This is a genomic window from Saccharopolyspora griseoalba (assembly GCF_042665275.1).
Classification (GTDB): Bacteria; Actinomycetota; Actinomycetes; order Mycobacteriales; family Pseudonocardiaceae; genus Saccharopolyspora; species Saccharopolyspora griseoalba.
The window spans coordinates 1-24,329 of the sequence record NZ_JBHTCJ010000017.1; the positions used below are offsets into that span (position 1 = coordinate 1).

32 protein-coding genes and 1 pseudogene are annotated in these 24,329 nt (G+C 66.9%); 15 read left to right on the forward strand and 18 right to left on the reverse strand.

All coding sequences use genetic code 11. From position 1 onward, the window contains the following. Positions 1-323, forward strand: a pseudogene (locus ACFQRI_RS24070) (hypothetical protein); the annotation flags it as partial. Positions 324-358: 35 nt separating this feature from the next. Here the strand turns inward: ACFQRI_RS24070 and ACFQRI_RS24075 are convergent. The 3 genes from ACFQRI_RS24075 to ACFQRI_RS24085 form a co-directional block, all read right to left on the reverse strand. Continuing rightward, the gene (locus tag ACFQRI_RS24075) at positions 359-1,096 is read right to left on the reverse strand and encodes a M50 family metallopeptidase (RefSeq protein ID WP_380672333.1); all 738 of its coding nucleotides are present in this window, start codon (positions 1,094-1,096) and stop codon (positions 359-361) included. Between the two features lie 704 nt (positions 1,097-1,800). Beyond that, complete coding sequence (locus ACFQRI_RS24080; RefSeq protein WP_380672335.1) at positions 1,801-2,442, reverse strand: 2'-5' RNA ligase family protein; 642 nt, start codon at positions 2,440-2,442, stop codon at positions 1,801-1,803. Further along, complete coding sequence (locus tag ACFQRI_RS24085) at positions 2,442-2,723, reverse strand: hypothetical protein (protein ID WP_380672337.1); 282 nt, start codon at positions 2,721-2,723, stop codon at positions 2,442-2,444. Before ACFQRI_RS24085 ends, ACFQRI_RS24080 begins: the two co-directional genes overlap by 1 nt. Before the next feature lie 477 nt (positions 2,724-3,200). Here ACFQRI_RS24085 and ACFQRI_RS24090 point away from each other — a divergent pair, with 477 nt between their 5' ends. Both ACFQRI_RS24090 and ACFQRI_RS24095 read left to right on the forward strand, forming a co-directional pair. Further along, positions 3,201-3,587 carry a hypothetical protein gene (locus ACFQRI_RS24090; RefSeq protein ID WP_380672339.1) on the forward strand — a complete coding sequence of 129 codons (387 nt, stop codon included), beginning with the start codon at positions 3,201-3,203 and terminating at the stop codon, positions 3,585-3,587. A 73-nt stretch (positions 3,588-3,660) separates the two neighbouring features. Continuing rightward, complete coding sequence (locus tag ACFQRI_RS24095; protein ID WP_380672341.1) at positions 3,661-4,044, forward strand: hypothetical protein; 384 nt, start codon at positions 3,661-3,663, stop codon at positions 4,042-4,044. A 975-nt stretch (positions 4,045-5,019) separates the two neighbouring features. Here ACFQRI_RS24095 and ku read toward each other — a convergent pair. Next, on the reverse strand, positions 5,020-5,823 hold the full coding sequence (gene ku, locus ACFQRI_RS24100; protein WP_380672343.1) for a non-homologous end joining protein Ku: 804 nt from the start codon (positions 5,821-5,823) through the stop codon (positions 5,020-5,022). A 29-nt stretch (positions 5,824-5,852) separates the two neighbouring features. Then, positions 5,853-6,119 (reverse strand): hypothetical protein, encoded by a 267-nt coding sequence (locus tag ACFQRI_RS24105; RefSeq protein ID WP_380672345.1) that lies wholly within the window; start codon positions 6,117-6,119, stop codon positions 5,853-5,855. Between the two features lie 167 nt (positions 6,120-6,286). Here ACFQRI_RS24105 and ACFQRI_RS24110 point away from each other — a divergent pair, with 167 nt between their 5' ends. The 5 genes from ACFQRI_RS24110 (at position 6,287) to ACFQRI_RS24130 (ending at position 8,553) form a co-directional block, all read left to right on the forward strand. Beyond that, positions 6,287-6,454, forward strand: a complete 168-nt coding sequence (locus ACFQRI_RS24110; protein WP_380672347.1) for a hypothetical protein — start codon at positions 6,287-6,289, stop codon at positions 6,452-6,454. 20 nt (positions 6,455-6,474) lie between these two features. Then, positions 6,475-6,759: a hypothetical protein gene (locus ACFQRI_RS24115; protein ID WP_380672349.1), complete on the forward strand. Its 285-nt coding sequence runs from the start codon at positions 6,475-6,477 to the stop codon at positions 6,757-6,759. Further along, a complete protein-coding gene (locus tag ACFQRI_RS24120) occupies positions 6,756-7,286 on the forward strand; it encodes a P-loop NTPase family protein (RefSeq protein ID WP_380672351.1) in 531 nt (176 codons plus the stop codon). Before ACFQRI_RS24115 ends, ACFQRI_RS24120 begins: the two co-directional genes overlap by 4 nt. 7 nt (positions 7,287-7,293) lie before the next feature. Beyond that, positions 7,294-7,587 (forward strand): hypothetical protein, encoded by a 294-nt coding sequence (locus ACFQRI_RS24125; protein ID WP_380672353.1) that lies wholly within the window; start codon positions 7,294-7,296, stop codon positions 7,585-7,587. A gap of 246 nt (positions 7,588-7,833) precedes the next feature. Continuing rightward, positions 7,834-8,553 (forward strand): hypothetical protein, encoded by a 720-nt coding sequence (locus ACFQRI_RS24130; RefSeq protein ID WP_380672355.1) that lies wholly within the window; start codon positions 7,834-7,836, stop codon positions 8,551-8,553. A gap of 25 nt (positions 8,554-8,578) precedes the next feature. On the opposite strand, the gene ACFQRI_RS24135 is transcribed toward ACFQRI_RS24130, so the two are convergent. Both ACFQRI_RS24135 and ACFQRI_RS24140 read right to left on the reverse strand, forming a co-directional pair. Then, positions 8,579-9,007, reverse strand: a complete 429-nt coding sequence (locus tag ACFQRI_RS24135) for a TSCPD domain-containing protein (RefSeq protein ID WP_380672357.1) — start codon at positions 9,005-9,007, stop codon at positions 8,579-8,581. A gap of 196 nt (positions 9,008-9,203) precedes the next feature. Further along, entirely contained in the window at positions 9,204-10,523 is a 1,320-nt protein-coding gene (locus ACFQRI_RS24140; RefSeq protein WP_380672359.1) for a helix-turn-helix domain-containing protein, read from the reverse strand. Positions 10,524-11,048: 525 nt separating this feature from the next. Here ACFQRI_RS24140 and ACFQRI_RS24145 point away from each other — a divergent pair. Next, entirely contained in the window at positions 11,049-12,272 is a 1,224-nt protein-coding gene (locus ACFQRI_RS24145; RefSeq protein WP_380672361.1) for a JmjC domain-containing protein, read from the forward strand. Between the two features lie 23 nt (positions 12,273-12,295). After that, complete coding sequence (locus tag ACFQRI_RS24150) at positions 12,296-13,033, forward strand: aldo-keto reductase family protein (RefSeq protein WP_380672363.1); 738 nt, start codon at positions 12,296-12,298, stop codon at positions 13,031-13,033. Here ACFQRI_RS24150 and ACFQRI_RS24155 read toward each other — a convergent pair. The 4 genes from ACFQRI_RS24155 to ACFQRI_RS24170 all read right to left on the reverse strand — a co-directional run bounded on the left by ACFQRI_RS24155 (position 12,984) and on the right by ACFQRI_RS24170 (position 16,629). Beyond that, positions 12,984-13,835 (reverse strand): hypothetical protein, encoded by an 852-nt coding sequence (locus tag ACFQRI_RS24155; RefSeq protein WP_380672365.1) that lies wholly within the window; start codon positions 13,833-13,835, stop codon positions 12,984-12,986. The two genes, ACFQRI_RS24150 and ACFQRI_RS24155, sit on opposite strands and share 50 nt — an antisense overlap. 124 nt (positions 13,836-13,959) lie before the next feature. Next, the gene (locus tag ACFQRI_RS24160) at positions 13,960-14,823 is read right to left on the reverse strand and encodes an exonuclease domain-containing protein (protein WP_380672367.1); all 864 of its coding nucleotides are present in this window, start codon (positions 14,821-14,823) and stop codon (positions 13,960-13,962) included. Between the two features lie 302 nt (positions 14,824-15,125). Further along, positions 15,126-15,692: a hypothetical protein gene (locus tag ACFQRI_RS24165; protein WP_380672369.1), complete on the reverse strand. Its 567-nt coding sequence runs from the start codon at positions 15,690-15,692 to the stop codon at positions 15,126-15,128. A gap of 238 nt (positions 15,693-15,930) precedes the next feature. After that, on the reverse strand, positions 15,931-16,629 hold the full coding sequence (locus tag ACFQRI_RS24170; RefSeq protein ID WP_380672371.1) for a hypothetical protein: 699 nt from the start codon (positions 16,627-16,629) through the stop codon (positions 15,931-15,933). 209 nt (positions 16,630-16,838) lie between these two features. Here ACFQRI_RS24170 and ACFQRI_RS24175 point away from each other — a divergent pair, with 209 nt between their 5' ends. Then, a complete protein-coding gene (locus ACFQRI_RS24175) occupies positions 16,839-17,150 on the forward strand; it encodes a hypothetical protein (protein ID WP_380672372.1) in 312 nt (103 codons plus the stop codon). Positions 17,151-17,215: 65 nt separating this feature from the next. Here the strand turns inward: ACFQRI_RS24175 and ACFQRI_RS24180 are convergent, their stop codons facing one another. After that, positions 17,216-18,124 (reverse strand): endonuclease/exonuclease/phosphatase family protein, encoded by a 909-nt coding sequence (locus ACFQRI_RS24180; RefSeq protein WP_380672374.1) that lies wholly within the window; start codon positions 18,122-18,124, stop codon positions 17,216-17,218. Between the two features lie 159 nt (positions 18,125-18,283). Here ACFQRI_RS24180 and ACFQRI_RS24185 point away from each other — a divergent pair, with 159 nt between their 5' ends. Beyond that, the gene (locus ACFQRI_RS24185) at positions 18,284-18,730 is read left to right on the forward strand and encodes a hypothetical protein (protein ID WP_380672376.1); all 447 of its coding nucleotides are present in this window, start codon (positions 18,284-18,286) and stop codon (positions 18,728-18,730) included. Between the two features lie 38 nt (positions 18,731-18,768). Here the strand turns inward: ACFQRI_RS24185 and fxlM are convergent, their stop codons facing one another. From fxlM to ACFQRI_RS24210, 5 genes are all read right to left on the reverse strand, one after another. Continuing rightward, positions 18,769-19,983 (reverse strand): methyltransferase, FxLD system, encoded by a 1,215-nt coding sequence (gene fxlM / locus ACFQRI_RS24190; RefSeq protein ID WP_380672378.1) that lies wholly within the window; start codon positions 19,981-19,983, stop codon positions 18,769-18,771. Positions 19,984-20,043: 60 nt separating this feature from the next. After that, entirely contained in the window at positions 20,044-20,283 is a 240-nt protein-coding gene (locus tag ACFQRI_RS24195; RefSeq protein ID WP_380672380.1) for a hypothetical protein, read from the reverse strand. A 133-nt stretch (positions 20,284-20,416) separates the two neighbouring features. After that, on the reverse strand, positions 20,417-21,121 hold the full coding sequence (locus tag ACFQRI_RS24200) for a DUF6624 domain-containing protein (RefSeq protein WP_380672382.1): 705 nt from the start codon (positions 21,119-21,121) through the stop codon (positions 20,417-20,419). Positions 21,122-21,141: 20 nt separating this feature from the next. Continuing rightward, entirely contained in the window at positions 21,142-21,495 is a 354-nt protein-coding gene (locus tag ACFQRI_RS24205; RefSeq protein WP_380672384.1) for a hypothetical protein, read from the reverse strand. Further along, positions 21,492-21,704: an HC3 family zinc finger protein gene (locus tag ACFQRI_RS24210; RefSeq protein WP_380672386.1), complete on the reverse strand. Its 213-nt coding sequence runs from the start codon at positions 21,702-21,704 to the stop codon at positions 21,492-21,494. Before ACFQRI_RS24210 ends, ACFQRI_RS24205 begins: the two co-directional genes overlap by 4 nt. Positions 21,705-21,962: 258 nt before the next feature. On the opposite strand from ACFQRI_RS24210, the gene ACFQRI_RS24215 reads away from it, so the two are divergent. The 3 genes from ACFQRI_RS24215 (at position 21,963) to ACFQRI_RS24225 (ending at position 23,819) form a co-directional block, all read left to right on the forward strand. Beyond that, the gene (locus ACFQRI_RS24215; RefSeq protein WP_380672388.1) at positions 21,963-22,859 is read left to right on the forward strand and encodes a helix-turn-helix domain-containing protein; all 897 of its coding nucleotides are present in this window, start codon (positions 21,963-21,965) and stop codon (positions 22,857-22,859) included. Beyond that, positions 22,856-23,062: a DUF397 domain-containing protein gene (locus ACFQRI_RS24220; protein ID WP_380672390.1), complete on the forward strand. Its 207-nt coding sequence runs from the start codon at positions 22,856-22,858 to the stop codon at positions 23,060-23,062. The genes ACFQRI_RS24215 and ACFQRI_RS24220 overlap by 4 nt, the downstream gene beginning before the upstream one ends. A 202-nt stretch (positions 23,063-23,264) precedes the next feature. Continuing rightward, positions 23,265-23,819, forward strand: a complete 555-nt coding sequence (locus ACFQRI_RS24225; RefSeq protein WP_380672392.1) for a GGDEF domain-containing protein — start codon at positions 23,265-23,267, stop codon at positions 23,817-23,819. A 53-nt stretch (positions 23,820-23,872) separates the two neighbouring features. Here the strand turns inward: ACFQRI_RS24225 and ACFQRI_RS24230 are convergent, their stop codons facing one another. Next, positions 23,873-24,100: a hypothetical protein gene (locus ACFQRI_RS24230; protein WP_380672394.1), complete on the reverse strand. Its 228-nt coding sequence runs from the start codon at positions 24,098-24,100 to the stop codon at positions 23,873-23,875. Positions 24,101-24,329: the final 229 nt, after the last annotated feature.

Here is a 24,329-nt window from a genome sequence, read left to right on the forward strand (position 1 = left end):
TCGCGCTGCTGGATTTCGAGTTCACCGGCCTGTTCCTCCCCGGATTCGACCTCGCCATGCTGCACACCCTGCTGGCCGCCACCCCGGGCGCGCAGCAGCGCATCGAGGAGCTGGTCACCGAGCAGGGAATCCAGGCAGCGTTCGCGGTCAACCAGGCCGTGGTGCTGTCCCGCGAACTGCGCCTGCACAACGAACTGCCCGACGGCGAGCTCCGCGACAAGCGCCTGCAACTCCTGCGGCCCCGCGCCCGGATCTTCACGCTCCGGGCTTGCGCCAGAGCGTTGCGCACGCAGCGTTCGGGTCGGCGGCGACCAGCGCGGTGAACGCGCCGCGCGCATTCAGTCCCAGCCTTGGGCGGTTACGCGACTGGCCAGAGCAGCCAAAACGAGCGCCAGCAGCTCCATCCGATCACCGCGTACCAGGCTGCAAACCACACCGGCGCGGGAAGGCCTGTGTCGCAGTACAGCGACCAGGCGTCGTCAGTCTTGACCACGACCTCCTCGCTGAACCGGGCTTTGACCAAGTCCCATACGCCGGGGATCTCGCCGATGAGCAGCATCCACATCACCAGGCTCGCCATGGCGAGATGCAGCCACAGCGGGGCCCACCACAGCGCGGCGGCGAACACGGCACCGACGATGAGCACGGTCAGCAGGCTGTCGCTGTCGCGCACCACCAGAAGTACGGAGAGCATCACCAGAATGCCGGCGAACAGCACCCATGAGGCGTGGCCGCGCGATAACAGTGCCGCGCACCCCAACCCGGCGAGCGCCGGCGTGGCATACCCCGCGAAGGACCGGACGACCGCCTCACTTCGAGTCACCATCCAGCGGTACATGCACAGGCCGGTATCCGGTGAGGTGATCATGATTTGGCGGACACCGCCGCCACACAGCAACGACACCAGTGCGTGCGCGGCCTCGTGCACGATGGTGGTCAGCACGTTCGCCTGCCAGAACCACCGTCCGGTGATGCGAATGGACAGGGCGATCGCGCCGGTGATCAGCAGCAACCACCAGGGCGGTGGGGTTGAAACCGCGGACACGATCGTGCCCAGTTGGTCACCATAGCCTGTGCCTGTCGACTGTTCCGGCACCGAAACCTGCCTTCCCCCAGTGAAGTCACAAACGGTATAAGTCTGCCTCACCGAATGTCACTCACTTCACGGCGGGATCCGTCGAAACCGTGCCGGCCGCAGCAGAAACGACCGCGTAGGGGCGCTGACAGCGTTTGCGCGTCATTACCAGCACAGCGGGTGGTTTACAGCAGCTCGCGCCTTCCAGCCCAGTCAGCTCATCGCAGTCCCGCGGGTCAGTTCTCTCGCCTACTCAGTCTTGTTGCAGTTGGACAGGGTGCCCACCGCGAGACCTACGGTTCACGCTGGCGGACGGCAGCTTCGGGCGCCCACACCTCCGTACTCACCCGCCCTCGCTGTGAACGGTTGGTCAACTCGAGACGGACCTGAGCCCAGCGGTCCCCTGTGATGGTCAACTGCCAGGCCAGCAGATCGCCGGCGACCTCACGCACTAGGTCAATCCCGGCCGCGCGCACACGCATGGGCGTACCAGGGCGGACGCCGGTGCGTTGCGGTGGAAACACACGGCGCAGGTCGACCCAGACCGCTACCGGCGGGTCGCGCTCATCGCGTGTTCCCATCCACCCATCATCGTCGCTCATACGTTCGATTATTGCCCTTTTGTGTGGCCAGGACCAGCGGTCAACCGGCCGCTGACAGGGTCTTCTGCTTGCCCGTTGTCCTGGGCTGCTGCCGCCGTCAGAGCGGGCCGCTGCTCGACGGCACTAGCGGGACCCGAGTTGCAGCTCGACAGAGTCGGTCCAGAACCGGCCGTTGGGATCCCACGGGTCGGTAGCTGCGAGCAGTACCCGGTCAACCCGTTCGCGGACGGGACCCTGGTACCCGGCTACCAGGCCGGGCGTGCGCAGCAGCGTGCTCTGCAGCCCATCGTCGTCGAATGGGGCGGTGCAGTAGGAGATCGCGGAGTGCGCCCGCCACGTCTTGCCCTGGGGTTCGGCTGGGCGCTCGAGTACCGCGGCGACGTCGGTGGCCAGGGCGTCCCGCAGCGCTGTTAATGCCGGACTGGGCTGGATGTAGAGCTCGACGGCAAGGGTGTTGACCACGGCTGGGCCCAACATCAGCTGCACCGGCAGGTGCGCGGCGGCCGTGACCGCCAACCGCGCACTAAGCTGCTCGACCAGCTCGGCTGGCGCGGTCTCGGCGGGCACGTTCGTGTTGATCAAAGTGATGTGCCTGTAGGCGCGCTGTACCGGCCGCAGCACCTGGTCGATCTCGGGCCACCATGCTCTCGCTGCGGCGAGATAGGTGTCTCCGAGGTCGAGCACCTCCGTGCTGGTCAGCCGGATCTGGGCGATCCACCGCCGCCCGGCGGGAGACCAGCGCTCGGCATCATCGAAAGAGCGCATCAGCGCAGGCGGCGCGCCATCGCGTCCACGTCCGCCACGTTCACGCGGGCGCGGCCTGCTAGCGCGGTGAACTCGTCGCGGGTGACGGGGTCGGCCAGCACAGCGTCCACTCCGCCGAGTGTGGCCACGTGTTCCTGCAGCGCGCTGCTAGTGCGGTCCGCGTCGCTCCCGGCGTCATCCAGCATCGCCGGGACCGGGTCGTGATCCGATGCGGCGCCGAGGTTCGCGTCCGTGCACAGCGCGCTGACCCGCAACTGGCGGTCATGGTCATCCCAGTTCATGCCCACAAGCCTACGGTTGATCACCGGCAGTAGTCTTGTAGCACAGAATCGCGTCGTTGCTGCCCACCACCGTGCCGGGCATGAGCCGAGTTTGGCATCATCTGCAGCCGCTGCGGCGTCGGCGAGCCCGGCGCCGCTAGGGTCGGACGGGAAACTGGCGCTAAGTAGCGGCTCACCGCGGGGATCATGGTGACCCTGACTGCTGGTCGAACCCTTCCTGGCCGGTCGAGGTGATTTCGATGGTGAGTGAGTTCCGATATCAGATTGAGCCGATGCCTCACTGGCCCTACCCCAGCAGCGACAACCGGCAGCCCAGCCCGTTCCGCGCCTCCTGGTCCGAGACCCTGTCGTTGCTGGGGCGGGAGCTGCGGCAACTCGACGCCCGGGGCACGGTCGCGATCCGGCTGGTGACCACCAGCGAGGCGATCCGCCGCGACGGGATGCTCCGGGCCGACGCCCGCGTCGCCCACCCCCGGGGTGGCGATCTCGTTCACCTCCAAACACGGGCCACTGTCCTACCCGTGCGACACGTTCACCGGCCCCGGCGGGCGCAGCTGGCAGGCCAATGTGCGGGCGATCGCGCTGGCGCTGGAGGCGTTGCGGCGGGTCGACCGCTACGGGGTTGCCGGCCACGGCGAGCAGTACGCCGGGTGGCGCGCGATCGAGTCCGGAACCGGCCCTGAGGCGCCCCTGACGTGGGAATCGGCGCTGCGGTGGCTGCGCAGCTACACCGGCCGCGACGGCGACCTGTGGTCCCTGCTGCGGATCGCCGCCCGCCAAGCCCATCCCGACGCGGGAGGTTCCCCGCAGGACTGGGCGATGGTCGACGCCATCCGGCAAATGACCCGCAACGACAACCAGTGAGATCACCGACCAACTAGCCAGGTCTCGAGCTTGCCCCGGTTACTGGCCTCTGACCAGGGGTAACCCGCAGGGCATGGCGGACGAGCACGACGGGGCGGAGCTGTGCGACTGGTGCGGCACCGTGATCACTGACGGTTCCGAGCTGTATTCCTTCGCCCGGGACTCCTCGGTGATCCACTCGAGGAACCCGAGGTTCGACGGACACCGGTTCCTCACCGCCTGCGGCCACGAGCACATGCAACAACTGATCGAGCAGTACCACCAGCGACTGTTCGTCGAAGCTGAGCTGTGGGCGGGCAAGATCGAGCGCGCGATCAAGCAACACCCCGGCCAGCGGATCGACGACGCCACCCTGGTGGAGCTCACCGGCCTGACCGTCGATCAAATCCACCAGGGCATCGACTACCAAAACAAGCAAGTCCGCGAGTTCTGGCGCGGACGGCGCCGAGGTCGGTAGGTCCGGCGAAGTCGCAACGACGTGAGCAGTGTTCGGATCAGCGCTGCAGGGCAGTATCAGCACGCCCGTGTCGTCGATGGCCATGCCACCAGCATGCGCCTGCCGCAGGGCACTGCCAGCATTCGCGCGTCTTTCCAGCGCAGCGGGTGATTTACGACAGCTCGCCGAACCGTTCACCGGAGCGGCCTGGGGCTTGGCAAGCCGGCCACCCTTCCGAGGCAGTGCGGATCCGCAGCGGGCGACCAACGCGACTTAGACGCTTCAGAGCTTCCAGCCCAGCCAGCTCATCGCAATCCCGCAGGTCAGAACCAGTACCGGCCGACAACCCACCTTCAGCCGGTGCATTCGATCCGTCCATGGCGGCGATACTACGGCTCACTGCCGACCGACTCGGGGCTTTCGACCCCAGGTAGCTTCCCGGTGGTTCGCAGCGTGTCGCCAATTGCTGCACATTCTGAAGGGCTACCGAGGCGGCGCTAAACAACGGTCCATGTCAGCAGCACCCCAGCAACTCGCTGTTGCACTCAGCGCAACCCACCACCGGGGCGAATCCTCGAAACTGCAGGTCATCGGCGATGAGGTCGCCCCGCGCAGCTGGCGTAGTGCACGTATCCCGAGGGTGCCGTGTACGTCCATGAAGCGCGAGCGACAGGAAGAACGTGGCGGTCCGCTTCACTGGATCCACCCGGCGTCGATATGCTGGAGATGCGGGCGCGGTCCGCACGTTTAGGTCGATCACCTCAAGTAGGTGGCGAGGGCCTCCAAGGGTTGTACCCACCGCGCAGACGACGGGCGGGAAGCGGTTAGCGGATCCGCCTTGGCTGCTTCCCGACCCGTTGTCGCACTCACTGACGGACCTCGGTTCTGATCGTGGACCGGCAAACTTCGGAGCTAGGCTTCCGAGCTGGCCTGCTCGAGGCGTGACCGGTGATCAGCTCTCGGAGGTCATCGAGCCGGCCCCTCGGCCGCGAGTGGTCATCGATCCACGTTGGCTCGGCGTTTCTTGGCGGACTCCACGCTGGCGCGCAGCACCTGCTCAAGCTCTGTTGCTGGTGTGGGCTCCGGGGCCTCTGCGGGGGCGATGGGTGCGGCTTGCCCGTGTTCCTTGGCTTCAAGCAGTTGTTTGACGCGTGTGGTGTAGGTGTCTTCGTACTCTTCGGGCGTCCACGTGCTGTGCATCGCGGTGATCACCGTGGTCGCTGCTTGCAACTCGCTCGGGCTTGGTTCGGCTGCAGCGGAGGGGATGTCGAGCACTGTGGCGGGGTCGCGGATCTCGGCAGGCCAGCGCAGCGTTGTCAGGGCCAGCACATGCTCGTCGGCGCGGATCATCGCAAGTCGCTGTTTGCCGCGGAGCACGAACGTCGCGATCGCGGCCCTGCCGGTCATCGTCATCGCCCGGTGCAGCAGGTTGTAGGCGTGCCGGTGGTCCACGCTGCCTGGCGCGAGCCAGTAGGTCCGTTCGAAGTGCACTGGGTTGATCTCGGTGACGTCGACGAACCGGTTGATCATGATCGACCGCGAGCGGCCGGGGGCAATCTCGTCGAGCTCGGAGTCTTCAACGGTGACCACCTGGGCGCCCACCGGTCGCCCTTTGACGATGCCGGCGAGGTCGACGTCGCGGCCTGTGCGTTCGTTGATTCTGCGGTAGCGAATCCGGTCGGCAGTGCCACGCTCGTACTGGTGGAATGCGATCGCATGATCCTCCGTGGCGCTGAACAGCTCGACAGGCAGCGTTACCAGCCCCACTGACAGAACTCCTCCCCAGACGGCCGTTGCCATGCCACACCTCCCCAGGGGGCAAGCAGGGGTCAGAGATGGTCCAGTCCGACGTACTTGAGCTCCCGTTTCAGCACCTTGATCGTGACCTCGTCCACGCCCGCCCAAAGGCGTTCGGCAAGGTGCTCGGCCACGATCCGCAGCGCATCGTGGTCGGCGGCGTCCGTGGCTAGTTCGCGCAGCACCAGCGAGGTAGCCGCCAGGTTGCGTGCACCCAGCGGTGGTGAACCGCTCGGCGCGAGGCGGTCCACCACCGCGATCAGTGCATCGCGCTGCTGACGGTTGAGCGCTTCCTTCATGCCGTCAGTGTCGCTCCGTCCGCTACTCCACGCCCGACGACCTGACCAGCAGTAATGCATACCGCACGAGCCCATCACTCCGGCCCGACCGCCACGCACCAGGACCCGATTGCGTTGGCTCATCCGCGCGCCCTTCGGTGTCGGCCACCGGCGCTACCGTGCCGATCATGGATGACTTCTGCGAGGACTGCGGTATTGCACTGCTGCGGCACGGCTCGGAGTGCGGGACCGAAGCAGGTGACCCCTACAGCGACCCGGATTACGGTCGACCGCTCGGATGGGCGACCCCGAACGACGAGCTGATCATTCCCGCTGACGTGGACATGGGTGACTGAGCCACGAACACGGAGGAGCCATGCCGGAAATACAGGTGTCGACCAGCCCTCGTGCGACCTGGATCTGGGCACCCGACGAGGACATCGCGCAGCGCGTGCGCGCGGTGTCCGGTGGCCAACCGGTACAGGCACGTAACAAGGATCTTTCTTTGGTCACCAACGTCGGCATCGGGGTCGATGCACTGCAAGCGTGCCAATCCCTCGCTTCGGCAGGATTCAGCTTTAGCTGGCACCCTGACCAGCACCCGTGGGACCGGGACGGTTGGCTCACCGAGATGCCCGGCATGCCCGGCCAGCAGCAATGAAGATGCACAACACCGAGGGAAACCGGCGGCGGATCGCCGTCGTCGGCAGCAGCGGCGCCGGCAAATCCACGCTCGCCCGCAAGCTGGGACAACAGCTGGAGCTTCCCGTGCTCTCCCTCGACAGGTACTACTGGCAGCCCGGTTGGCAACGCCCACCCCGGCAGCAATGGCGATGCGACCAGGCCGCGATGCTCGACGCCCACCCCAGCTGGATTGCCGACGGGAACTACTGGTCCACGCTCGACCTGCGGCTGCACCGGGCCGACACGGTCATCGTCGTCGACCTCCCCCGCCGGGTCTGTCTCGCACGCGCGCTGCGGCGCCTGCTGCAGCACCGGGGACGGGCAATCCAGGCTCCGGGATGCCCGGAACGCTGGTCCTGGGGCTTCTTCAGCTATATCTGGTCGTTTCCTACCCGGCATCGTCCACGCCTACTGGCCGCCCTCAACGAACACGCCGACCACACCCGAATCATCATGCTTCGCACCCGCGCTGACGTGCGGCAATTCCTTTCCGGACACGGGTGACACCAGCGTGCTGGAGGCGCACGCTGGAACCGTGGACGAGGCCGAGCAGGATCGCCGGATCACCGAGATCATCGCCGGCGCATCCGAGGTGATCACCGGCGTGCGCCGGGAGATCGAGCGGCGCCGCGGCGCGGGCGAGGACACCACCTGGCTCGACAACGTCATGGCTCGGCTGGAACCACTGGCCGAGCAGATCCACGACCTCGAGCTCACCCACGCGGTCCGCGACGTGGTCCAGCGCCACGGCCCCGGCCCTTCGCCGCCCCGGAACACCCCGGTGACCTACCCGGCTAACTCGTAATACGCCCAGCACTCTGATCGCACAACAGTCCCGGCTCTCGATGAGCCGGGCCCGCCTGATGCTGGCGTGTTAGCGCTCCCCGACGGAAGGTAGACCTGGCCAGCGTCGCTACGGACTGCCATCTGAGAGGTTGCGGGCGTGTCACCAGCGGTGATCCGGCAGCCGGTGGAGATGCCTAGTAAAGCCGATTCCTTGTAGGGATGGTGGTGTCGGCCCGGAGCCGTACCGTTGATTCCGGCGAGGAGCATGAGCCGGAAGAAGGGTGTGGGCATGATCGAGTCATGTGGGCACGGCACGGGTTCAGGTACCCACGTGCGAGTCCTGGACCTGCTCAGGAAGTCCTATCGGCTCGTCCAGGACGGCGATCCGGCTTGGCGGAACACCACGCGCATGGCGCAAGCGCTGTGCCCGCAGCTGTGCGCCGAAGTCGCGCTCGGTCATCGCGACGGGACAGTCCCGCCTCCCAACAGCGCGGAGTGGGAGCGGTGGCTGAATAAACGCACTGGCACCACGGCGGCCTTTCGCGTCGAGCACGCCATCCCTGACCGGGGTAGCACGCCGCCTCAGCCCAAGCGCAAGACCACTTCCGCGCGCCGCGCGAAAACCCCACCTCAGCGGTCGAGTTCGACCGAGGAACCACAGCGGTCGTTGGCGGGGTTCTCCCACGTCGCGCTTGCGCAGAAGTGGGTGGCGGTGCAGGGCGACCACGTGCCCGCGACGGCATTGGCGGCCATGCTCGGCCTCCCGCAACACCAGCTTGCGCAGGCCGCCACTGAGATCGCTGACCTGCTGGCGTTGCCTCCGTGGCGGCTGCGCGTTCGTCGCGGCGGGTTCGTGAGCTGCACGCATCTGCACGAACGCTGCCAAGACCTTCTCTGGCGGACCGAAGACGCGCGCCCGGCCAGGCCGCGCGCGGGACGCCAGGGAACCGCGACGGGTGATCGAGGGAGGACTCGGCGCCGATGAACCGTGTCTGGCCGCGGCTGGTGGATCAGCGGGTAGGCAGTACGCCTAGCTCGATGCACCGCTGGCGCGGCAGGTAATGCAGTGCCAGAAGCCGAGCGACGTAGTCGATCGGGCTGGTGACCCATCGGATATCGGGGTCGTCGGTGAGCCCGTGGGGCTCGAATCGGGTGTGCAGGAGCAGCGCGACGACCCGTTCGAGGGGCAGGCCGTGGTGCAGTGACTCGGTCAGCAGTGCACCGACGACCTGCAGCATCCCGTTGCCGAAGGACCCGTGCTTGGCGTGCTCAATGTAGACATTCGCGGGGCGATGATCGTCACCGGCAGAGATCAGCACCTGATACTCGGTGCCGGCGATGGAGACCTCGGTGGTGAACCCGCGACGCACCCGAGGTGCATCCCGCCGGATGACCGCGGGGGTGACGCTCATTGGGCTGGCGGGTTCAACCACAGTCACAGGACACTCCTACACACAATCGATAGTCACGCCAACAGCATGCCGCCACTAGATGTGGCGGTGATCGATCGTATTGGTGGGGTCTGACAACGACCGGGAACGGCACGTCACCTGTTCAGGTGCGAGCTCCCGCCGTCGCCGCCGGCGACGGATGATGCCACGCCTCGCCGGACCGTCGACGGGCACGCGCTTGGGATCAGTGCCCGTTGGGTTCGCTGCTGGTGCGCTCGGCCTGGGCTGGAGCGGGCAGTGCGTGCAGCCGGTCGTGGAGCTCGCGAGCGTGGGGGCCGGGGTGGTTTTCGGCGTGTAGGTCGCGGTTGAGGGCGGCCAACCGTTGACGGGTGGTCTCCCGCAGGTGTTCCGGCGCCACGGCGTCTAGCACGCGGGCGGCCAGCGCGGTGGCGTCTGAGGAGGCGTGGTCGGCCGCGGCGGCGCGGGCACGGATGATGGTGACTGCTGCCCACCCAGGCGAGCCGGTGCGTTTCAGGGAAACGGCGGTGGCGGCGTGGTCCTCGGCGGTGGCGGTATCGCCGAGCCGGAGGGCTGCTTCGGCGAGGTGCTGGTGGAACTCGGCCCGATCGAAGCCGAACCGTCCTGGCTGGTCCGCGGCACGGTCCATGTGGTGTTGCGCGCGGGTGGCGACGGTGGCCGCCTCGCGGTGGCGTCCGAGCATCGACAGCGCGCGGAGCTCGCACCAGGTGCTGATCTGTGCCTGTCGCAGCGGGGTGTCGGCGTGGTCGTGGGCCTGGTGTGCCAGTTCCAGGGCGTCGGTGGGGCGGTGGCCGAAGGAGGCCACCATCGACTGCGCGCCGAGGCTCCATCCGGTCAGGTGTGTTTCGCCCACGCTGGTGCCCAGGCGGGCGCCGGTGCCCAGGTGGATGTGGGCTCCGGCGTAATCGGCGGTGTGAAAGGCGAGGTTGCCTAGCAGAGCGGAGAGCCATCCGGCTAGTCGTCGCAGCTCGCAGCGGGCGGTGTCGGGCTGTGGGTGGGTGAGCATGTCGACGACCATCTGGCGGGCGCGGTGGATCTCGCCGGCGAGCACGCTTGGGGCGTAGCTGGAGTAGTGCCGGGCGTAGTAGTCCACGGCGTGCTGCACGTGTTCGCGGGTTGCCGGGCCTCCGGCGGGGCCGTCCAGGTCGCGCTGCAGCTGGACCGAGTCGGCAACGGCGGTCAGGGTGGTGTCGGCCATGGCAGCTCCCAGCGTGCTCGGTTGCGCGGGCCGACCATACCCAGCCGCTGTCGTCAGGCTCGGAACGTTGAGGCCGAGTTTCTGCGGTGGGACCTGATACACCCGTGCCAGGGCGGTGGCGTAGTCCGGGTCGGGCTGAACGCCGTCGTGTTCCCAGCGGCACAGGCGTGCGGTGGTCACCCCCGGTGGGGCCAGGCCATCGGCGGTGTAGAGCTCGCTGATGGCGGCCACGACCTGAGGTCGGCTCCATCCGTAGGCCAGGCGCCACACCTCCAGCGGCGTCAGCTCGGGAGCCTGACGGATGATCTCGTCGGCGATGGTGGCCACGTCCCAGTCCGCACGCTGCCCACGGCGGCGAATGTGTGCGGCTTGCTGAGCGAGCTCGGCGCGGTACGCCCGACTGATCCTCGGCATGATCACCCCTGTCGCAGGTTACCGACAGTATCGCTCACGTCGGCACAAAACATTGCCGCGCGCGGCAATGTTCGCGCGCGCCGGTCGTCATTGATCCCCGCAGTGTGCGCCGTCGAGCGTGGAGGTCAGCGCCACGCCGTCGGCGTCGGCTCCTTGAGAAGGCAGGCGGCCTGTTGGCATGGCGCTGAGGTTCTTGTCGAGCAGTGAGGGAGGTGAACAGCAGCTGTGGATGAGGAGCTGGAGATCACGGTGACCCGTCTGGCCGCGGCGGCCGATCGTACGGCGGCATCGACCAGTGACGGCCCGAACGGCGACAGCGGGGACAACCGCGACCCGTGACACGTCATGCCGCCACATATTCCTGATCTGGGGTGCGTGCCGATGGGCGCTGGCGTGCGTGTCGGCACGCACCCCAGCTGAACGAGACGAGGTGCGTTGATGCAACACCGGCTGGTTGACGGGATCGAGCAGGCTCTGGGCTGGCAGGGGCCGGGCATGCTGGGCCAGCAGTTCGCCGTGGGGAGCCTGCCCGACCCGCGAGTTGGGCCGCGGCTGCTGAGGCCGCAGCATCTGCTGGATGTCGTGATGCGGCGCAGCTTGGCGCCACCGCAGGTGCGGTGCGTGCGCGACGGCGCCGAGATCCCCGCTCGCGAATACCTCTCGGAGGTCACCACGCGTCGTGGGCAGGTGCTGCCGATGATCGACCCGGCTCGGCTGGGCCGCGTGCTCGCCGAGGGCGCGACGCTGGTGGTCGATGGGCTCAACCGGTGGGACCCGACCATGGAGGTGGCTTGCCGCGCGCTGCAGTGGTGGGCCGACGAGCTCTGCCAGGTCAACATCTACCTGACCACCCAGGACAGCAGTGGGTTCGCGCTGCACTGGGACGACCACGACGTGCTCATTGTCCAGCTCGACGGACGCAAGCAGTGGGAAGTCCGCGGGCCTTCCCGGGTGGCGCCGATGTTCCGCGACACTGATCCCAACGTGGAACCACCGGACGACCTCGTCTGGTCCGGAACACTGCAGCCTGGCGATGTGCTGCACATTCCCCGCGGGTATTGGCACCGGGCCAGCCGCGCCGACGAGGGCCCCGGCGGACACAGCCTGCATGCCACCTTCGGGCTGCAGCAGCGTACCGGGATTGATCTGGTGACCTGGTTGGCCGACCAGAAAGCACGCCAGCACGAGCAGTTTCGCCGTGACCTCCCGCATTCCAGCCACGCGCAGGATGGCTATACGCGCACCTGGCGTCAGGCGGTCACCGAGCTGGCAGGCCATGCTGATCTGACCGAGTACCGGCGGTGGCGCCGTCAGCACCAGGGCGCTGCGCGACACGTGGTCACCCACGGCTTGTTCGGTCCCGCCCGCGAGGTTGTGGCCATCACCGATTTTCCGCCGTTGATCGAGCGGGAAGCCGACTCGGTTCAGGTCTCGGCCGCGGGCACGCAGGTCGGCCTGCCCGCGCGCGCCGAGCCCGCGGTGCGGCAGCTGTTGTCGGGACAGCCTGTCGTTGTCGACGAGGTCAGCGCTACTCACACCATCGAGGCGGACAAGATCGCCGGCGTGCTACTGGAGGCAGGACTGTGTGCCGAAGTCACCGACGCCTTGCGCTCGGGTTTTTCCGGACTCCTATCCGCCGAGGCCTCCTCGAACACGCACTGAGCCGCGGCATCACCGACCTGGACGTGGCTGCGACCTATCACCGGGGCCATGCCCACCGGGATCTGGCCGGCGCCGCGGGGGACCTACTGGAGCGGTGCACGATCTCCACCAAGATCAGCCCCCGCCCCGGACACCCGCCGCTGCGCGACCAAGCCTGGCGCGCGGTCGAGGATCTCGGCTCCGTCCCGGCGGTGATGCTGGTGCACAACCCCGAAACCGTCGTGGCCGGGCTGTCTCCCACTGAGGCTCGGCGGTGGTGGTCGGCCACCGCCGAAACCATGGCCGACCTCGTTGCCCGCGGCGCATGCCGGATGTGGGGTCTAGCAAGCTGGGATCCACGCGTCCTGGGCGCACTGCTGGACTCCCGCACCGGGGCACAAACCCCATCTCCGCAGGTGGCCATGGTGCGGGCGGGCTTCCTCGTCCCAGCCGGCGTGCTAACCGCCAGCGACACGCTGCTGCACCAACTCGGACTCCCCCACGCCAACAGGTGGGGCATGAGCCCCTTCGCCGGCCAGCCGCACCTGCTCGACGGCATCAACCTGACCCAATTCCTCACCGGCCCACCGCCGGGTGCTGCCCAGCTTCCGGCAGCGCTGGCTGCGGCCTTCCACCTACCGGAGGTCTCACGCATCGCCGTCGGCGCCAGCACCCCCGCGCACCTCGACCAGCTCCTGGACGCAGTGGATGTGGGTATCCAGCATCAACGACTCAGCGACTACCGGCAGCGGCTAACGACCCACGCCGCGAAAGCGTCGTGACCAGCGCCTCGGCCGCCGCATGTACCGGCGCGGCCAACGGCCCTGCATAGTCCTCCCCCGCGGCGATCAGTTCCGCGAGGGCATACAGCTGGCACACCACACCGGTGGGGCTGTGCAGCTCGTCGGCGAAGACCTGCTGCACCCGCTCGGCCAAAGCCGGCACCGCTAGGGAGTTGACCCACAGGGTGGCCGCGTCCCACCCGCGCGGCGCGAGCCCGAAATCCTCCCAATCCAGGATGCGGCATGCCGGTGCGGTGAGGTTCACCCAGGCAAAGTCGGCGTGGGCCACGGCCCACTCCCCCACGGTGGTATCGAGGCCAGGGAAAACCGCCTGAATCGTCTCCGTCACGCGCTGCTGACTGATCGGCCGCGTGTGCGGGGTCGCCAGCCGCGACGTCGCGACCGTGGACAGTGCACGCTGAGCCCCGGCAAGCCGCTGCCACCACACCTCGGGCAACTGTGGGTCTGTGGTGAGCACACCACCCCCCTGCTGCACCACGGGCTCGGGCACCAGCTCGGTCTCCTCTGCCCGCCACAGCGTTGCCCCGTCGCACCAGCACACGCCCTGATACCACCGCGGATGCAGCGTTTCCGGCGGCAGCGCAACGGTTGCCTCAAGCCCACTACGTTCGGCGGCCGACTCGGCCGGAGTCGCCGAAATCCGTACCCACGTGCCGCGGCGAGTCGGCACCCCCACCGTGCGCCGCTTGCGCGCGGCCTGTTCCTCCGACTCCAACGTCACCCCCAGGGCGCGTTCGGCTGAGTCGAGCAGCGTCGTCACAGGCTGGGTTCGCAAATCCACGGTAACCAGGATAGGCCCATTCACCGACAGAACGCCTGAAGCGCCGCGGGCCGTCCCAACACCATCGGTTCCCCGTACCCGGCCAGGTCGCTTCCTCGGCAGCCTCACTCAATCAACTGAGGGACTAGGCGGCGGCAACAGTAAATGCCGTGCTCGCCATGACTCGCAGCCTCGGCACGATCGCCTGGCAATCCCCTCGCGCCCGATGATCGCCGTCGAGGCGTTGCCATCGGTAGCGCTGGCGCTTTTCGTCCCAATCACCGTGCCACTCGGCATACCTCTGCATCGCGCACTCGGTCCGCAGCGTGGCCATCCACTGGCAAGCGGCCGGGTGCGTACTCCACAGACTCGAGGCCCCGAACGGATCGTGAACCCGATAGTGCCGCTCCAGCTCTGTGGTCAAAATCCCTCGGTCGAATTCACTGTTGTAGATGATCACCCGGCGGCCCTCGAGGACTCGCGTCAGCTCCGGCAGAACCTCGGAGAAAGTGGGAGCGTCGGCGACCATTGAGTCGGTGATCTGGTGTTTCGCGATCGCCTCCTGCGGGATCGAGCGCCGTGGATTGAGCAGCGTGTCCAACAAAGGTGCCCCGGACACATCCACCACCGCAATCTCCACCGCATAGGACGGCTCCGGACCGCCGAGCAGTCCAGTGGTTTCGGTATCGAGAAAAACGGTGTTGGGGTCTGCCAGCACCTCGGCCGCCCAGACCGCCGCGCACACGCGGTCCTCGGCCAGCGCGTCGCGTTGCCTCGTGGTCAGCGGCCGGATCGGGCGTGCCTGGGCGCGCTTGTAGAGCGCGCAGGTTCGGTACCCGAGGCGCGTGTAATACAGCCAGGCAGCCGGTGCAAGACCGGCTACAGAAAGCCGTTCAGTGCGCAGTTGGGCTGCTGTGGCCAATCCGGGTGGTGCCATGCGCCGGCAGTACACCGGACGACCGTCGGTGTCGTAGCGCATCACCGCAGGATCATCGATGGTTTTTCCCATCCGCCCCGGGACCTTTCCGTGAGGAAGCGTTGGCCGCCCATATCCTCTCGCCGACCCCCGACACCGCCAGAACTCGCGGAAGGTGGGTGCACCCGGACTAAGCCCTATTTCACCTCTCAGCACCGACAGCGCCGGGTACGTGAGAAGCAGTGACGCTGTGGGGTCGCAGGCTGGCGTGCTTTTGACCGCCTGTTGCTGTGGCCCGGGTGCCGCCTATCCCCGGAACTCGTGCGTTCTGCCAGCTTGTCGAGTAGGAGCCAGGCATGCTCCCTTCGTTCGGCGTCGGCCCTGACGTGGGCCCGTCAGCCCCACCTCGGGGTTTGGTAGGAGACCTCGTTGTTGGTGACGACCAGTCGCCACCTATCGAAGAGGTCGTCGCCCTGCGCATCGATCACACCGTTGCAGACGTGATCGAACGTGAAGTGCGCGAACTCCTCTGGCCACGTCCAGCCCGGTCGCGGGGCTGTGGTCTGCACGGTTGCGCCTGGCTGCAGGAACGTGTCGATGAGGTAGGCCATCCACTCCAGCGAGTAGATGAACTTCTCCCCGCCGGACCACTGAATGCCGGTGCCGTCGTCGGAAGGTTCCCCTTCGCAGTGCTGCCCGGGTTGCCCGTGCGGCATCGCGTCGACGTCCAGGACGGGAATTACTTCCGACACGCTCTTTTCGATGTCGGGAAGCGGCTCCACGTAGTACGGCCCCTCGGCGCGCTCCTCCTTGTACGTGGCCGCAAACTTGCGGAGGTAAGCAATCTCGTACTTGTTGAGCGCCGGGGCGATGTTGATGACGCCCGCAAATTCGGTGTTATACCCCACGGTCTTCTCCATAGTGCTTGGCTGATTGCTGTGGCGGGTGGTCAGGTCCGCCAACACCAAAGAAGCTATCCCGCAGGTGGACCGCAAGGAAGCTATACGCCAGTCCCCACGCGCCTGTGGCTTCTCGAAGGGGCATGGTCTGCGGAAATGGGGCACGATCAGCCATGGGCTTGAGGCAACATCTTCGCCTCAGCACGAGAGGTTTTGCCATCGTGGGCGACGCTTGGTGTTCCGCTTCGGGGGCGGGGACACGCAATGGGCTACGGATGGCTCGCAGGTTGAGGTGTTCCTTTCACCGGCTGGCCTGTTTCATCGCAGCGAGGACCTCGGGGCGCTTGAGCCTGCCGGCATGGGCCAGGGCGCCAGCGACGGCGTGGATCTCGTCCCGATAGGTGGTGATGAGGCGGTTCGCGTCGGCTTGACCTTGGTCATAGACCGTGTCGGGCGCCTGCCGACCCAGCGTCGTACTCAAGGAGGCGAGGTCGGCGGCACCGCTGTAGGCGACGTCGAGGAGCGCTTCCGGGGTATCCCGTCCGTGGGTGCGAAGGTGTTCGGTGGCCATTGCCGGTCCCGCAAACAGCATCGCCGCCAGCGCGGCCTCGTTGACCTCATCGCCGGGGTGGAGTTGCCAATCGATCGCGCCGGAGCACTCCAGCGAGTGGCCGGACAGGTCAACAGGCTGTGCCGCTTCCACGCGGACCTCGTCCAGGACCAGACCGAGGCGTTCGCCAATGACCGTGTGCGCGGCTTCGTGCTGTCGCGTGATCTCGGCCCGCTCGGGGTCAGTGGACCACCGCCATGGCAGAACACGCACGCTCGTGTGGTGGTCTTTGAGCTGTTGCAGGCTCGCCCGGCACCGCGGGCAGCGGATCTCGGCGATCTTCCCGCGAAGCAGGTCGTGGTGGCGCGGTCGCCATCCGCGTGTGCGGATCTCGTCTTGGCACGACGAACACAGCACCTGCGACCAGCTGACGCTGCTGCCTCGGTCCATACGCACAGTTTCCCTCACCTGGCAAGTTGCTCGCGGCGAGGGTGTGTGGAGGCAATGGCGCGGGAGGATCCCGCGGACCGGGAGGCACGGCACTGTACTGAAACAGCGCCCCGTGACCTCGAGAACTCGTTGGTTGGACTACTGGCCTGACGACCTTCGTGGGGTCAAGTCGCTAGAGGTCGCCCTGTGGGACTGGCAGCCTATGAGGCATGAGCGAATTCCTCCGCCAAGGCCTCACTGACGCACTCACGCGTGGGCTGAATAGCCTTGCTGGCGACCTCGGTGTTGACCCGTTGCATTGGGAGGTGCGCCGGGTGGGCGTGACCACCGAAATCGTGGGACGCCCGCAGGCTGGGATGTCACCTGACGAGGCGGCCAGGGGCATGCGGCAGCTCGCCCAACGGCTCGGGCTGGTGGCAATCGTTAACGACGATGAGGAACCCGACGGGTACGCCGGGTCGTGGGAAAACCTCGCGGTGCATCTACCGGCCGTCGACAACCGGAGGGTTCAGCAGTCGTAGGAGCGCTGCGTACATGGGCCCCGGCCCTCCCTACCAGCCTGCCAGCGGTTGGTCACGTTCCTTGATCACTGCTGCACGCGGTTCGGATCGAGCGTGACCACCGCGGGAAGATGATCTGACGCTTTTTGGGCCGTGGGGGTGTCATGCACGGTGACCGTGTCCACAGCACCAGCGAAGTGGGGGGTGAGGTGGATGCGGTCGATTGTCCGTGGCCCGTGCGGGTCGTCGGGGTGGTGGCCGGTGGTGGGTGTCAGTTTGGCGCGCACGGGTAGGCGCGCATCGGTCATGCCAGCGGAGTAGAGCACATCGCCGGCGCGGCGGTCGCTGTGGGTAACTCGATGACCGTGCTCCCAGCTCCAGGTGGTCTGGAAGGTGAAGTGTGGCGCCCAGCCACGCCGGTAGGGGTCGAGGGTGTCGTAGAGCTCCCATTGCCCGTACTGCTCGAGGTCGTGGCGTTGGTAGCGGTCTGCGGACAGGCTGTTCCAGTCGGCTCCGATGAGTCCCGGAAGATCCGAGCCGAAACGGTAGACCGCGGCGATCCGCTTGGCCTCTGCGACGTTGCGATCCTGGTCGAAGGGCGATCCGTGGTAGCTGCCCACGCGCGCCCGTGTGCCGGCGACCTCGACATTGGCGACGACGAGGTTGTGCCACATCCCATCGTGATCAAAGGTCTGGATCGAACCGGGAACGAGGGCAACGCCGGATGTCCACAGCAGCCCAACCCAGTGGTAGAGCCCGTCGCGAACGTGGTGGCCGCGAGCGCACGGGCCCGCGTTCAGGCCGGTGTCGGCAGCCAGGCGCGCGAACGCGTTGGGCCCACCTTCTGGTGGCGCCACGACTTCTTGCACCGCCAGCACCAGCTCACTCTCACCGTCGCCGCGGAGTTGTCGGATGGTGTCAACGACCAGATCTTCGTGTTCCTGGTTCGCAGTGCGATAGAGGTCCTGGACGTTGTAGGTGGCTGCTTTGATCACTCCGTCATCGTGCCCAACCGCCGCTTGGGTCGCCAAGGCCTGGAGCTACTAACCTGTCGGAAGCAGGTGCGGACCTGTCTCGGGGGGCCATGTGAGCGTGCGGGCACCGCGGTCACGCATTTCGGCTGCCAGCGCGGCGGATTATCCGGATGAGTGATCATGTTCTACTGGCTGCAGCCCGATGTTCCCGGCTTTCTGGGGGACCGAACAGTTCTCGACACCACGGTTCGACCACCTCGCGTGCAGGGGGTTCTGCACTTTCAGATCGACAACTGGTTCGGCGACGATCTGATCACCTCATACCCGTGCTATCTCGTCACCACGACGATGGCCGCGGCCCTGGAAAGGTCCGGTCTCGGCCGCTTCGAGATCCGCGGTGTCGACGTGACCTACGGCGATGGTGCTCATGAGCGCCTCATTCGGCACGGTGTGGGCTCGTTTGCCGAGTTCCGCTGGCTCGATATCGGTGGAGCGGCTGGTCATGACGACCTTGGTCTCACGCCTCGTGGGCGTCTGGTTGTCTCCGATGCTGCCTTGGCGGTCTTCGGTCAAGGAGTTCTTGATCGGTGCGAGGCCGAGGAGTACGACCCAGGTTCCCACCGATAGCGCCAGTCGTTGCTGTACTGCTGGCCTGGCACGCGCAGCTAGCTCCGCCAGGTGACCGTCACGTTGGAGCGCTCGAGAGTAAAGACCCCCGCGGTCCGAGACGGCCTGTCGATTCCGCTCGGGTGGACGGCGATGGAGATTGGCGAGTCTCGATGCTCGGCCCAGGCGGCAACCTGGGCCGCCATGCGGTCGGCAAGTTCTCGCCTCGCCGGCCCGTGACCGATCACGCCCATCTCGTGCCCGGTCTTCCCGCGGCGCATTGTGAGGTACGCGAGACTGTCGCCTTCGACGGTGGCCATCGAGCCCCACCGCAGCATCGGGCTAACCAACCCCGTTTCCTGGGCGTTGCGTTGGATCTCCATTCGCGAGACCGCGTTGGGCAGCGCGCAGGCCAACCACAGCCACACCGGGTCCAGCGGTTCGTTGTCGCCGAATTCGATGCCCGTCCAGACGTCGTATGCGGGCTGGGCCAGTACCCCGCATACCGCCGCGGCCTGAACGTCCTGCTCCGGGTAGGCATGCAGGATCACCTCGGACTCGTGGGCGAGCTCGACTGTTCGGCGGCGATCAGCGCACACGCTGTCGCGCAGGGGCATGAACGCGCACCATTCGCTGTCTACGGATTCCCAACGGTCGCCGGCACGCTCGAACGCCACGCTGCGCATCGCACTGCCGGCGATGCGCAGGGGTGCCACGAGGCGCCCGTCGGGAGCGAGCTGGTCACGCCAGGCGTCCGGCAGGTTGGCAATGCCGACGGTGGCTACGATCCGGTCGTAGAGGGTGTTGTCGGGATCGCCCAGTGCTCCGTCTTGGCAGCGCACCTCGACGTTGGTGATGCCGGCGGCATCCAGGTGTGCTCGGGCGCTGCGAACCAGGTCGGCGTCGACATCGAGGCTCACCACCTGCCCGGTGTTGCCGACCAGGTATGCCAGTAGCGCGGCGTTGTAGCCGGTCGCGGCTCCAACTTCGCGGATGCGCTGGCCTGGTTGCACGGCGAGCTGGTGTAGCTGCATCGCGATGGTGTTCGGCTGGGATGCCGCGCTGATCGCGGTCTGACCTGCGTGCTTGGTGTACACGCGGGTGTTGGCGTAGGCCTGCTCCAGCGGCGTGTCCGGGAGGAACAGGTGCCGCGGGACAGTACGGAACGCCTCGTCGATACGCGGGTCGGTCACATAGCCCTGATCACGCAGCCAGTCAGCCAGCTCATGGCGGCAGCGTGTCGCCTTGTCCTCGTCTACCTGGTTCGTGACCACGTGACGTAGACCTCCTCCTCCACGAATGGCCTCGCGCAGTGTGATCTCTGATCGTCGGCGCTAGTTCGCGCCCGCGGGGGCCTCGGGCTCGACGCTGTCGCCCGAGGTCTCCAGATACCAGGTCGGCGTTTCCTTGGCCGCGCTTGAGGCCAGACCGCTCGCAGTGATAGTCGACGGAGCCAGGTCACCCGACGGGCGTTCCAGCACGACCTCGCCATCCGGCAGGGCATGCCACCGGGCGCCGGGGTAGGCATCCCAGCGGTAGACCGTCGCACCAGCCAGATCCCGATCTTGCTCCATCTGTCCTGTTCCCTTCGTCGCTTGGCCTGCAGAATCGTGCCACCCACCCCTGACGTCGCTCACGCTGTGATGAGCTGGGTCGGCCACGTGTCGTCATCGCGCGGTGCCGACATCTGCCCTCGACTGGACGTGATCACTGTGTGCTCGCCTGTCGTAGCCCACGGAGTTCGTCTAGGGACCAGGCGTCGTTGATCTCGCGCTGCGCGAGTGGGGCGAGGCTGGCGGTCGCGCGGAGGGCGTTGACGCGGTCGGGTTCGGCCAGCGGGTACAGGCGGATCGAATCGCGGGAGAGGCCGAACCATTGGGTGCCGGTGAGCTGGGGTTTGCCCAGGTGCATGTGCACCCGGTCTTCGAGGTAGGCCAGGTCGCTGGCCTGTGCATCGTCGCGGTCGACTGCATCGCGCAGCAGCTCGAGCCAAGCGCATTGACAATCGGCCGTGGCGTGTTGGGCCAGCAGCCACGCGGCGTGCGCGCCATCGGATCCGACCAGTGCGTGTCCTGGCCAACCGTGGACTGCGATGACTTCGGCGAGCCAGGCGGTGTTGTCGGCGTCGAGACGTTTCACTGACGCCCAGCTTTCCCGGTTGACCTCGAATTTCTCCCGTGCGGTTTGATCGCGAGCTGCGCGGAGCAGGAGTTCGGCGTGCAGGTCGTCTGCTGGTCGAGCAGCGCCGGAGTCAGACGGTGACGACACAGCAGTGGGGTTTCTCCGCTGGAAGGAGGTGTTCGTGCCGAACCAACCGCCTGGTGGCGGTTCGGCGAATGAGCCGGTCTCGGCATGCAGTGCTGCGCCGGGGATGCGCTGCTCAAGTTTCTGCTGGTCGCTGGTTCCGGTCATGTCCGCCCTCGATGGCTGGGTTACTGCGCCTCGGGCTCGCAGGGGGTTTGGGCTAGCCGCAGGGCAAACGGTGCGATGTTATCGGCCAGCCCATAGGCGAGCGCGTCGAGCGCGGTCAGGGCCTGTTGCCGGGCCGGGCCAGGGGGCATTTTCTTGATCCGGACTTCGAGCCGTTGAGCGAGGCGCGCTGTGTGCAGCAGCAGTTCGCCCGCGCGGCGTGCTGTAGCGAGAAGCGTCGCATCCGGTAGTAGAGCCGGAGTGACGATGTCGGCTGGCTGTTGGGCGAGCGATTCTGCGGCAGACTGCACCATTTCGGTTGCGAGTTCGAGAGCTACAGCCGAGTTGATCTGTCCGTTCACGTCGTCCCCGCTCACGGGAGCACCAGCGCCGTTTGCTCGTGGGCGAGTTTGTGGGCGCTCGCGTTGCACTCAGGGCAGGTTGCCCACAGCCATGCTTGCTCGCTGAGGTCGGCGGCAGCGCATTCTGCCCCGCACAGTGCGCGGAAAGCCGCCCCGTCGGCCACTTCCGTGCTTTTCGTGGCATGCCGAACTCCATCGCTCGGCCGCCATATAAACGGGTACATGGGTCCTCCTCCGGTGGTGGCCGGTGACGCAGCAATGGGTCGGGGCTATTGCTGCGTCACCGACGCCGGGATATGGGCTGTCTCAAACAGTGCGTCTGGGGACCGCGACTGGAGCCAGCCCACCAGTGATTCAAAGCTACAAATGTAGCCGCTACGCCTCAAGAGGCTAGGCAATCGTCCTTTAGAGTGGTGTTGTGAGCGTCAGGCGTGGGGCACGCTAAACGCGCATGATCACCAGCTCGGAGGAGGCACCTCGCGATGACGGCATCTGCGCTGCTCGACGCCAGCCCGATCACCTACCGGCGCTGGTTGGGCAACGGGTTGGCCTACGAGCGCAGCCACGCCTGCCTCAACCAGCGCGACGCTGCGCAACGGCTCGATGTGCAGCGCGCGACGATCGGCCATTACGAGACCGGCCGCAACCTCCCGAGCGTCGGCGACCTGGAAGCACTGCTGACCCTGTACGGCGCCGCGGGGCGCATCGAGCACTATCGCGCCCTGCGTGAGGGGGCGCGGCGGGGTGAGAACTGGTGGCGCCGCATCGCCGACGTCTCGCCGTGGTTCGATCACTACCTCGGGCTCGAGTCAGGCGCGGTGGCCATCGGCTCGTTTGACCCGATGTACCTGCCCGGGCTTCTTCAGACACAGCGCTATGCCAAAGCCATGTTCCGCGCCGACCCGGATATCACCGACGAGCGCGCCCACGAACTAGCCCGCGTGCGCACCGAGCGGCGCCAGATCCTCGAGCGCGCCGATCGCCCGGCCCGGCTGCGCGCGATCGTCGACGAAAGCGTGCTCTACCGCGATCCGGACCCCGGGGACCGTGCCCTGATGCGCGAGCAGCTCGAATCGCTGCTGGCTGATACCGAGGACCCCAACATCGAGCTGTCGATCCTGCCGCTTCGCGGGGGTGCGTTCGCGGGGATGATCGACCATCCGTTCAAGGTCTTGGATTTCCCGCCCGAGATGGTCGGCGACCACGGCGTGGTCTACATCGAATTGCATGGTTCCGCGCAGTACCTCGAGGAAGAGGGCTCGCTCGAGCTCTACGAGCAAGGCCTGCGCGACCTAGGAAACGCGGCGGCTGCGGCATGCGAACGCTTGGGTGCCCAACCGCGTGAGTTGATCACGAAGGCGTTGAAGGAGGTGACATGAGTAGCGATCGCCCTGAACCGACAAACTGGCGCAAAGCCCGCGCAAGCTGGGGAGAAAACAAGTGCGTCGAGGTCGGGAGAACTATCGACGGTGCCGCGGTGCGGCACAGCCAGCACCCCGATGGGGAACGGCTGGAGTTCAGCGCACGCGCCTGGCGTGCGTTTACCGACGGGCTGCACCGAGGCGACTATGACCTCGGCTAGGTAGGTAGCCGAAACGTCCAGAAGCGCCCCGGGCTTGCGGTAGAAGCCCGGGGCGCTTCGTCATCGTCCCACCATCGAGGCCTGCCCGGTTGACATTGTCATCGGCGATTCATCCATTCCTCCGACGTTGCGTGGATGGCAGGGTGCTTGTCTGACCAGTAATCCTCAGCGATCTGTACGGTCGGGTCCTTACTGTTCGGACATGGCAGCTTCGACTGGCACGCGCCTAGCCACAGTGGGCCTGCTCGCGGTGGCCGCTGGGTGGACTACGCACGTCTCGGTCCTTCGCCGCCGTCATGCGCGCGACCCTTTAACGCAGGTCTGCACCGCCGAGGCCTGGCGGCAACGTGCCGACCGCCTGCTGCGTCGTCACCCCGGTGCCGTTGTCGGGCTTCTCGACCTTGACGGGTTCAAGGCGATCAACGACCGCCATGGCCATGCTGGTGGGGATGCCGTGCTAGCTGCCATCGGCGCTCGGTTACAGCACGGGTTGCCTGCCGGCGGGATTGCTGGGCGACTGGGAGGTGATGAGTTCGCCGTCGCTGCCCCACGACCGTTGGCGTCCACCGCGCTTCACTGGCTACATGCCGGGTTGAGCCAGCCGGTCCTGCTGCCTGACGGGGCGTTGGTTGTTCCTGGCGTCTCGATCGGGCTGGTTCGTGCTGCCGATCTGGTGCATGCAAGGTCGCTGCCTGCGCGTTGCGGGCCGCGGACGCGGCGATGTACGCCGCCAAACGTCGGCGCGCGGGTGCGTTGAGCTCGCCGGCGGTTTCGTTGGTGCAGTGATAGGCCACGCTGGTGCAGCGACGATTAGAGCTGGTGGTTGCCGACATGGTCGGTTGGGAGGGTGCAGATGCTCTCTTCGTCGCCGACTCCGCAGGTGGGGCCGGGCATGATGTCGTAGCTGACGGGCGAGCCTGACCACCAGGCCCACCAGGTGATCGGAGCACCTTCGCCAGCGTCGTCGTCCTGCAGGCAGGTGACGTGACGACCTGGGTGGCCGGTGGGCAATTCGCACCAGTTGTCCTGCACGACCATGTGCGCTGGGGATCGCACGCCGGCCAAGAGTCGAACTTCGTTTGTGGTCAGGCGGATCATTGCTGGGCATGTCATCTGCCTCATGGCCATTGCCGCACCCTAACGCGCGGATGTGCGGTGGCGTGATCAGCCAGGCGGCCCCGGCGTCGCCGTGCCTCGCGCTGCGGCAGCGAAGGTCGAGAACCACTCGATGGGACGATCACCATCCTGTTGTTGTGTAGCGGCTACA

Bases quoted from the DNA above. Each gene is read 5' to 3' on its own strand.
- ACFQRI_RS24080 (WP_380672335.1), bottom strand. From the start codon at position 2,442: ATGCGCTCTTTCGATGATGCCGAGCGCTGGTCTCCCGCCGGGCGGCGG.
- ACFQRI_RS24085 (WP_380672337.1), bottom strand. From the start codon at position 2,723: ATGAACTGGGATGACCATGACCGCCAGTTGCGGGTCAGCGCGCTGTGC.
- ACFQRI_RS24095 (WP_380672341.1), top strand. From the start codon at position 3,661: ATGGCGGACGAGCACGACGGGGCGGAGCTGTGCGACTGGTGCGGCACC.
- ku (WP_380672343.1), bottom strand. From the start codon at position 5,823: ATGGCAACGGCCGTCTGGGGAGGAGTTCTGTCAGTGGGGCTGGTAACG.
- ACFQRI_RS24105 (WP_380672345.1), bottom strand. From the start codon at position 6,119: ATGAAGGAAGCGCTCAACCGTCAGCAGCGCGATGCACTGATCGCGGTG.
- ACFQRI_RS24110 (WP_380672347.1), top strand. From the start codon at position 6,287: ATGGATGACTTCTGCGAGGACTGCGGTATTGCACTGCTGCGGCACGGC.
- ACFQRI_RS24115 (WP_380672349.1), top strand. From the start codon at position 6,475: ATGCCGGAAATACAGGTGTCGACCAGCCCTCGTGCGACCTGGATCTGG.
- ACFQRI_RS24120 (WP_380672351.1), top strand. From the start codon at position 6,756: ATGAAGATGCACAACACCGAGGGAAACCGGCGGCGGATCGCCGTCGTC.
- ACFQRI_RS24130 (WP_380672355.1), top strand. From the start codon at position 7,834: ATGAGCCGGAAGAAGGGTGTGGGCATGATCGAGTCATGTGGGCACGGC.
- ACFQRI_RS24145 (WP_380672361.1), top strand. From the start codon at position 11,049: ATGCAACACCGGCTGGTTGACGGGATCGAGCAGGCTCTGGGCTGGCAG.
- ACFQRI_RS24160 (WP_380672367.1), bottom strand. From the start codon at position 14,823: ATGGGAAAAACCATCGATGATCCTGCGGTGATGCGCTACGACACCGAC.
- ACFQRI_RS24170 (WP_380672371.1), bottom strand. From the start codon at position 16,629: ATGGACCGAGGCAGCAGCGTCAGCTGGTCGCAGGTGCTGTGTTCGTCG.
- ACFQRI_RS24175 (WP_380672372.1), top strand. From the start codon at position 16,839: ATGAGCGAATTCCTCCGCCAAGGCCTCACTGACGCACTCACGCGTGGG.
- ACFQRI_RS24185 (WP_380672376.1), top strand. From the start codon at position 18,284: ATGTTCTACTGGCTGCAGCCCGATGTTCCCGGCTTTCTGGGGGACCGA.
- ACFQRI_RS24195 (WP_380672380.1), bottom strand. From the start codon at position 20,283: ATGGAGCAAGATCGGGATCTGGCTGGTGCGACGGTCTACCGCTGGGAT.
- ACFQRI_RS24200 (WP_380672382.1), bottom strand. From the start codon at position 21,121: ATGACCGGAACCAGCGACCAGCAGAAACTTGAGCAGCGCATCCCCGGC.
- ACFQRI_RS24210 (WP_380672386.1), bottom strand. From the start codon at position 21,704: ATGTACCCGTTTATATGGCGGCCGAGCGATGGAGTTCGGCATGCCACG.
- ACFQRI_RS24215 (WP_380672388.1), top strand. From the start codon at position 21,963: ATGACGGCATCTGCGCTGCTCGACGCCAGCCCGATCACCTACCGGCGC.
- ACFQRI_RS24220 (WP_380672390.1), top strand. From the start codon at position 22,856: ATGAGTAGCGATCGCCCTGAACCGACAAACTGGCGCAAAGCCCGCGCA.
- ACFQRI_RS24225 (WP_380672392.1), top strand. From the start codon at position 23,265: ATGGCAGCTTCGACTGGCACGCGCCTAGCCACAGTGGGCCTGCTCGCG.
- ACFQRI_RS24230 (WP_380672394.1), bottom strand. From the start codon at position 24,100: ATGGTCGTGCAGGACAACTGGTGCGAATTGCCCACCGGCCACCCAGGT.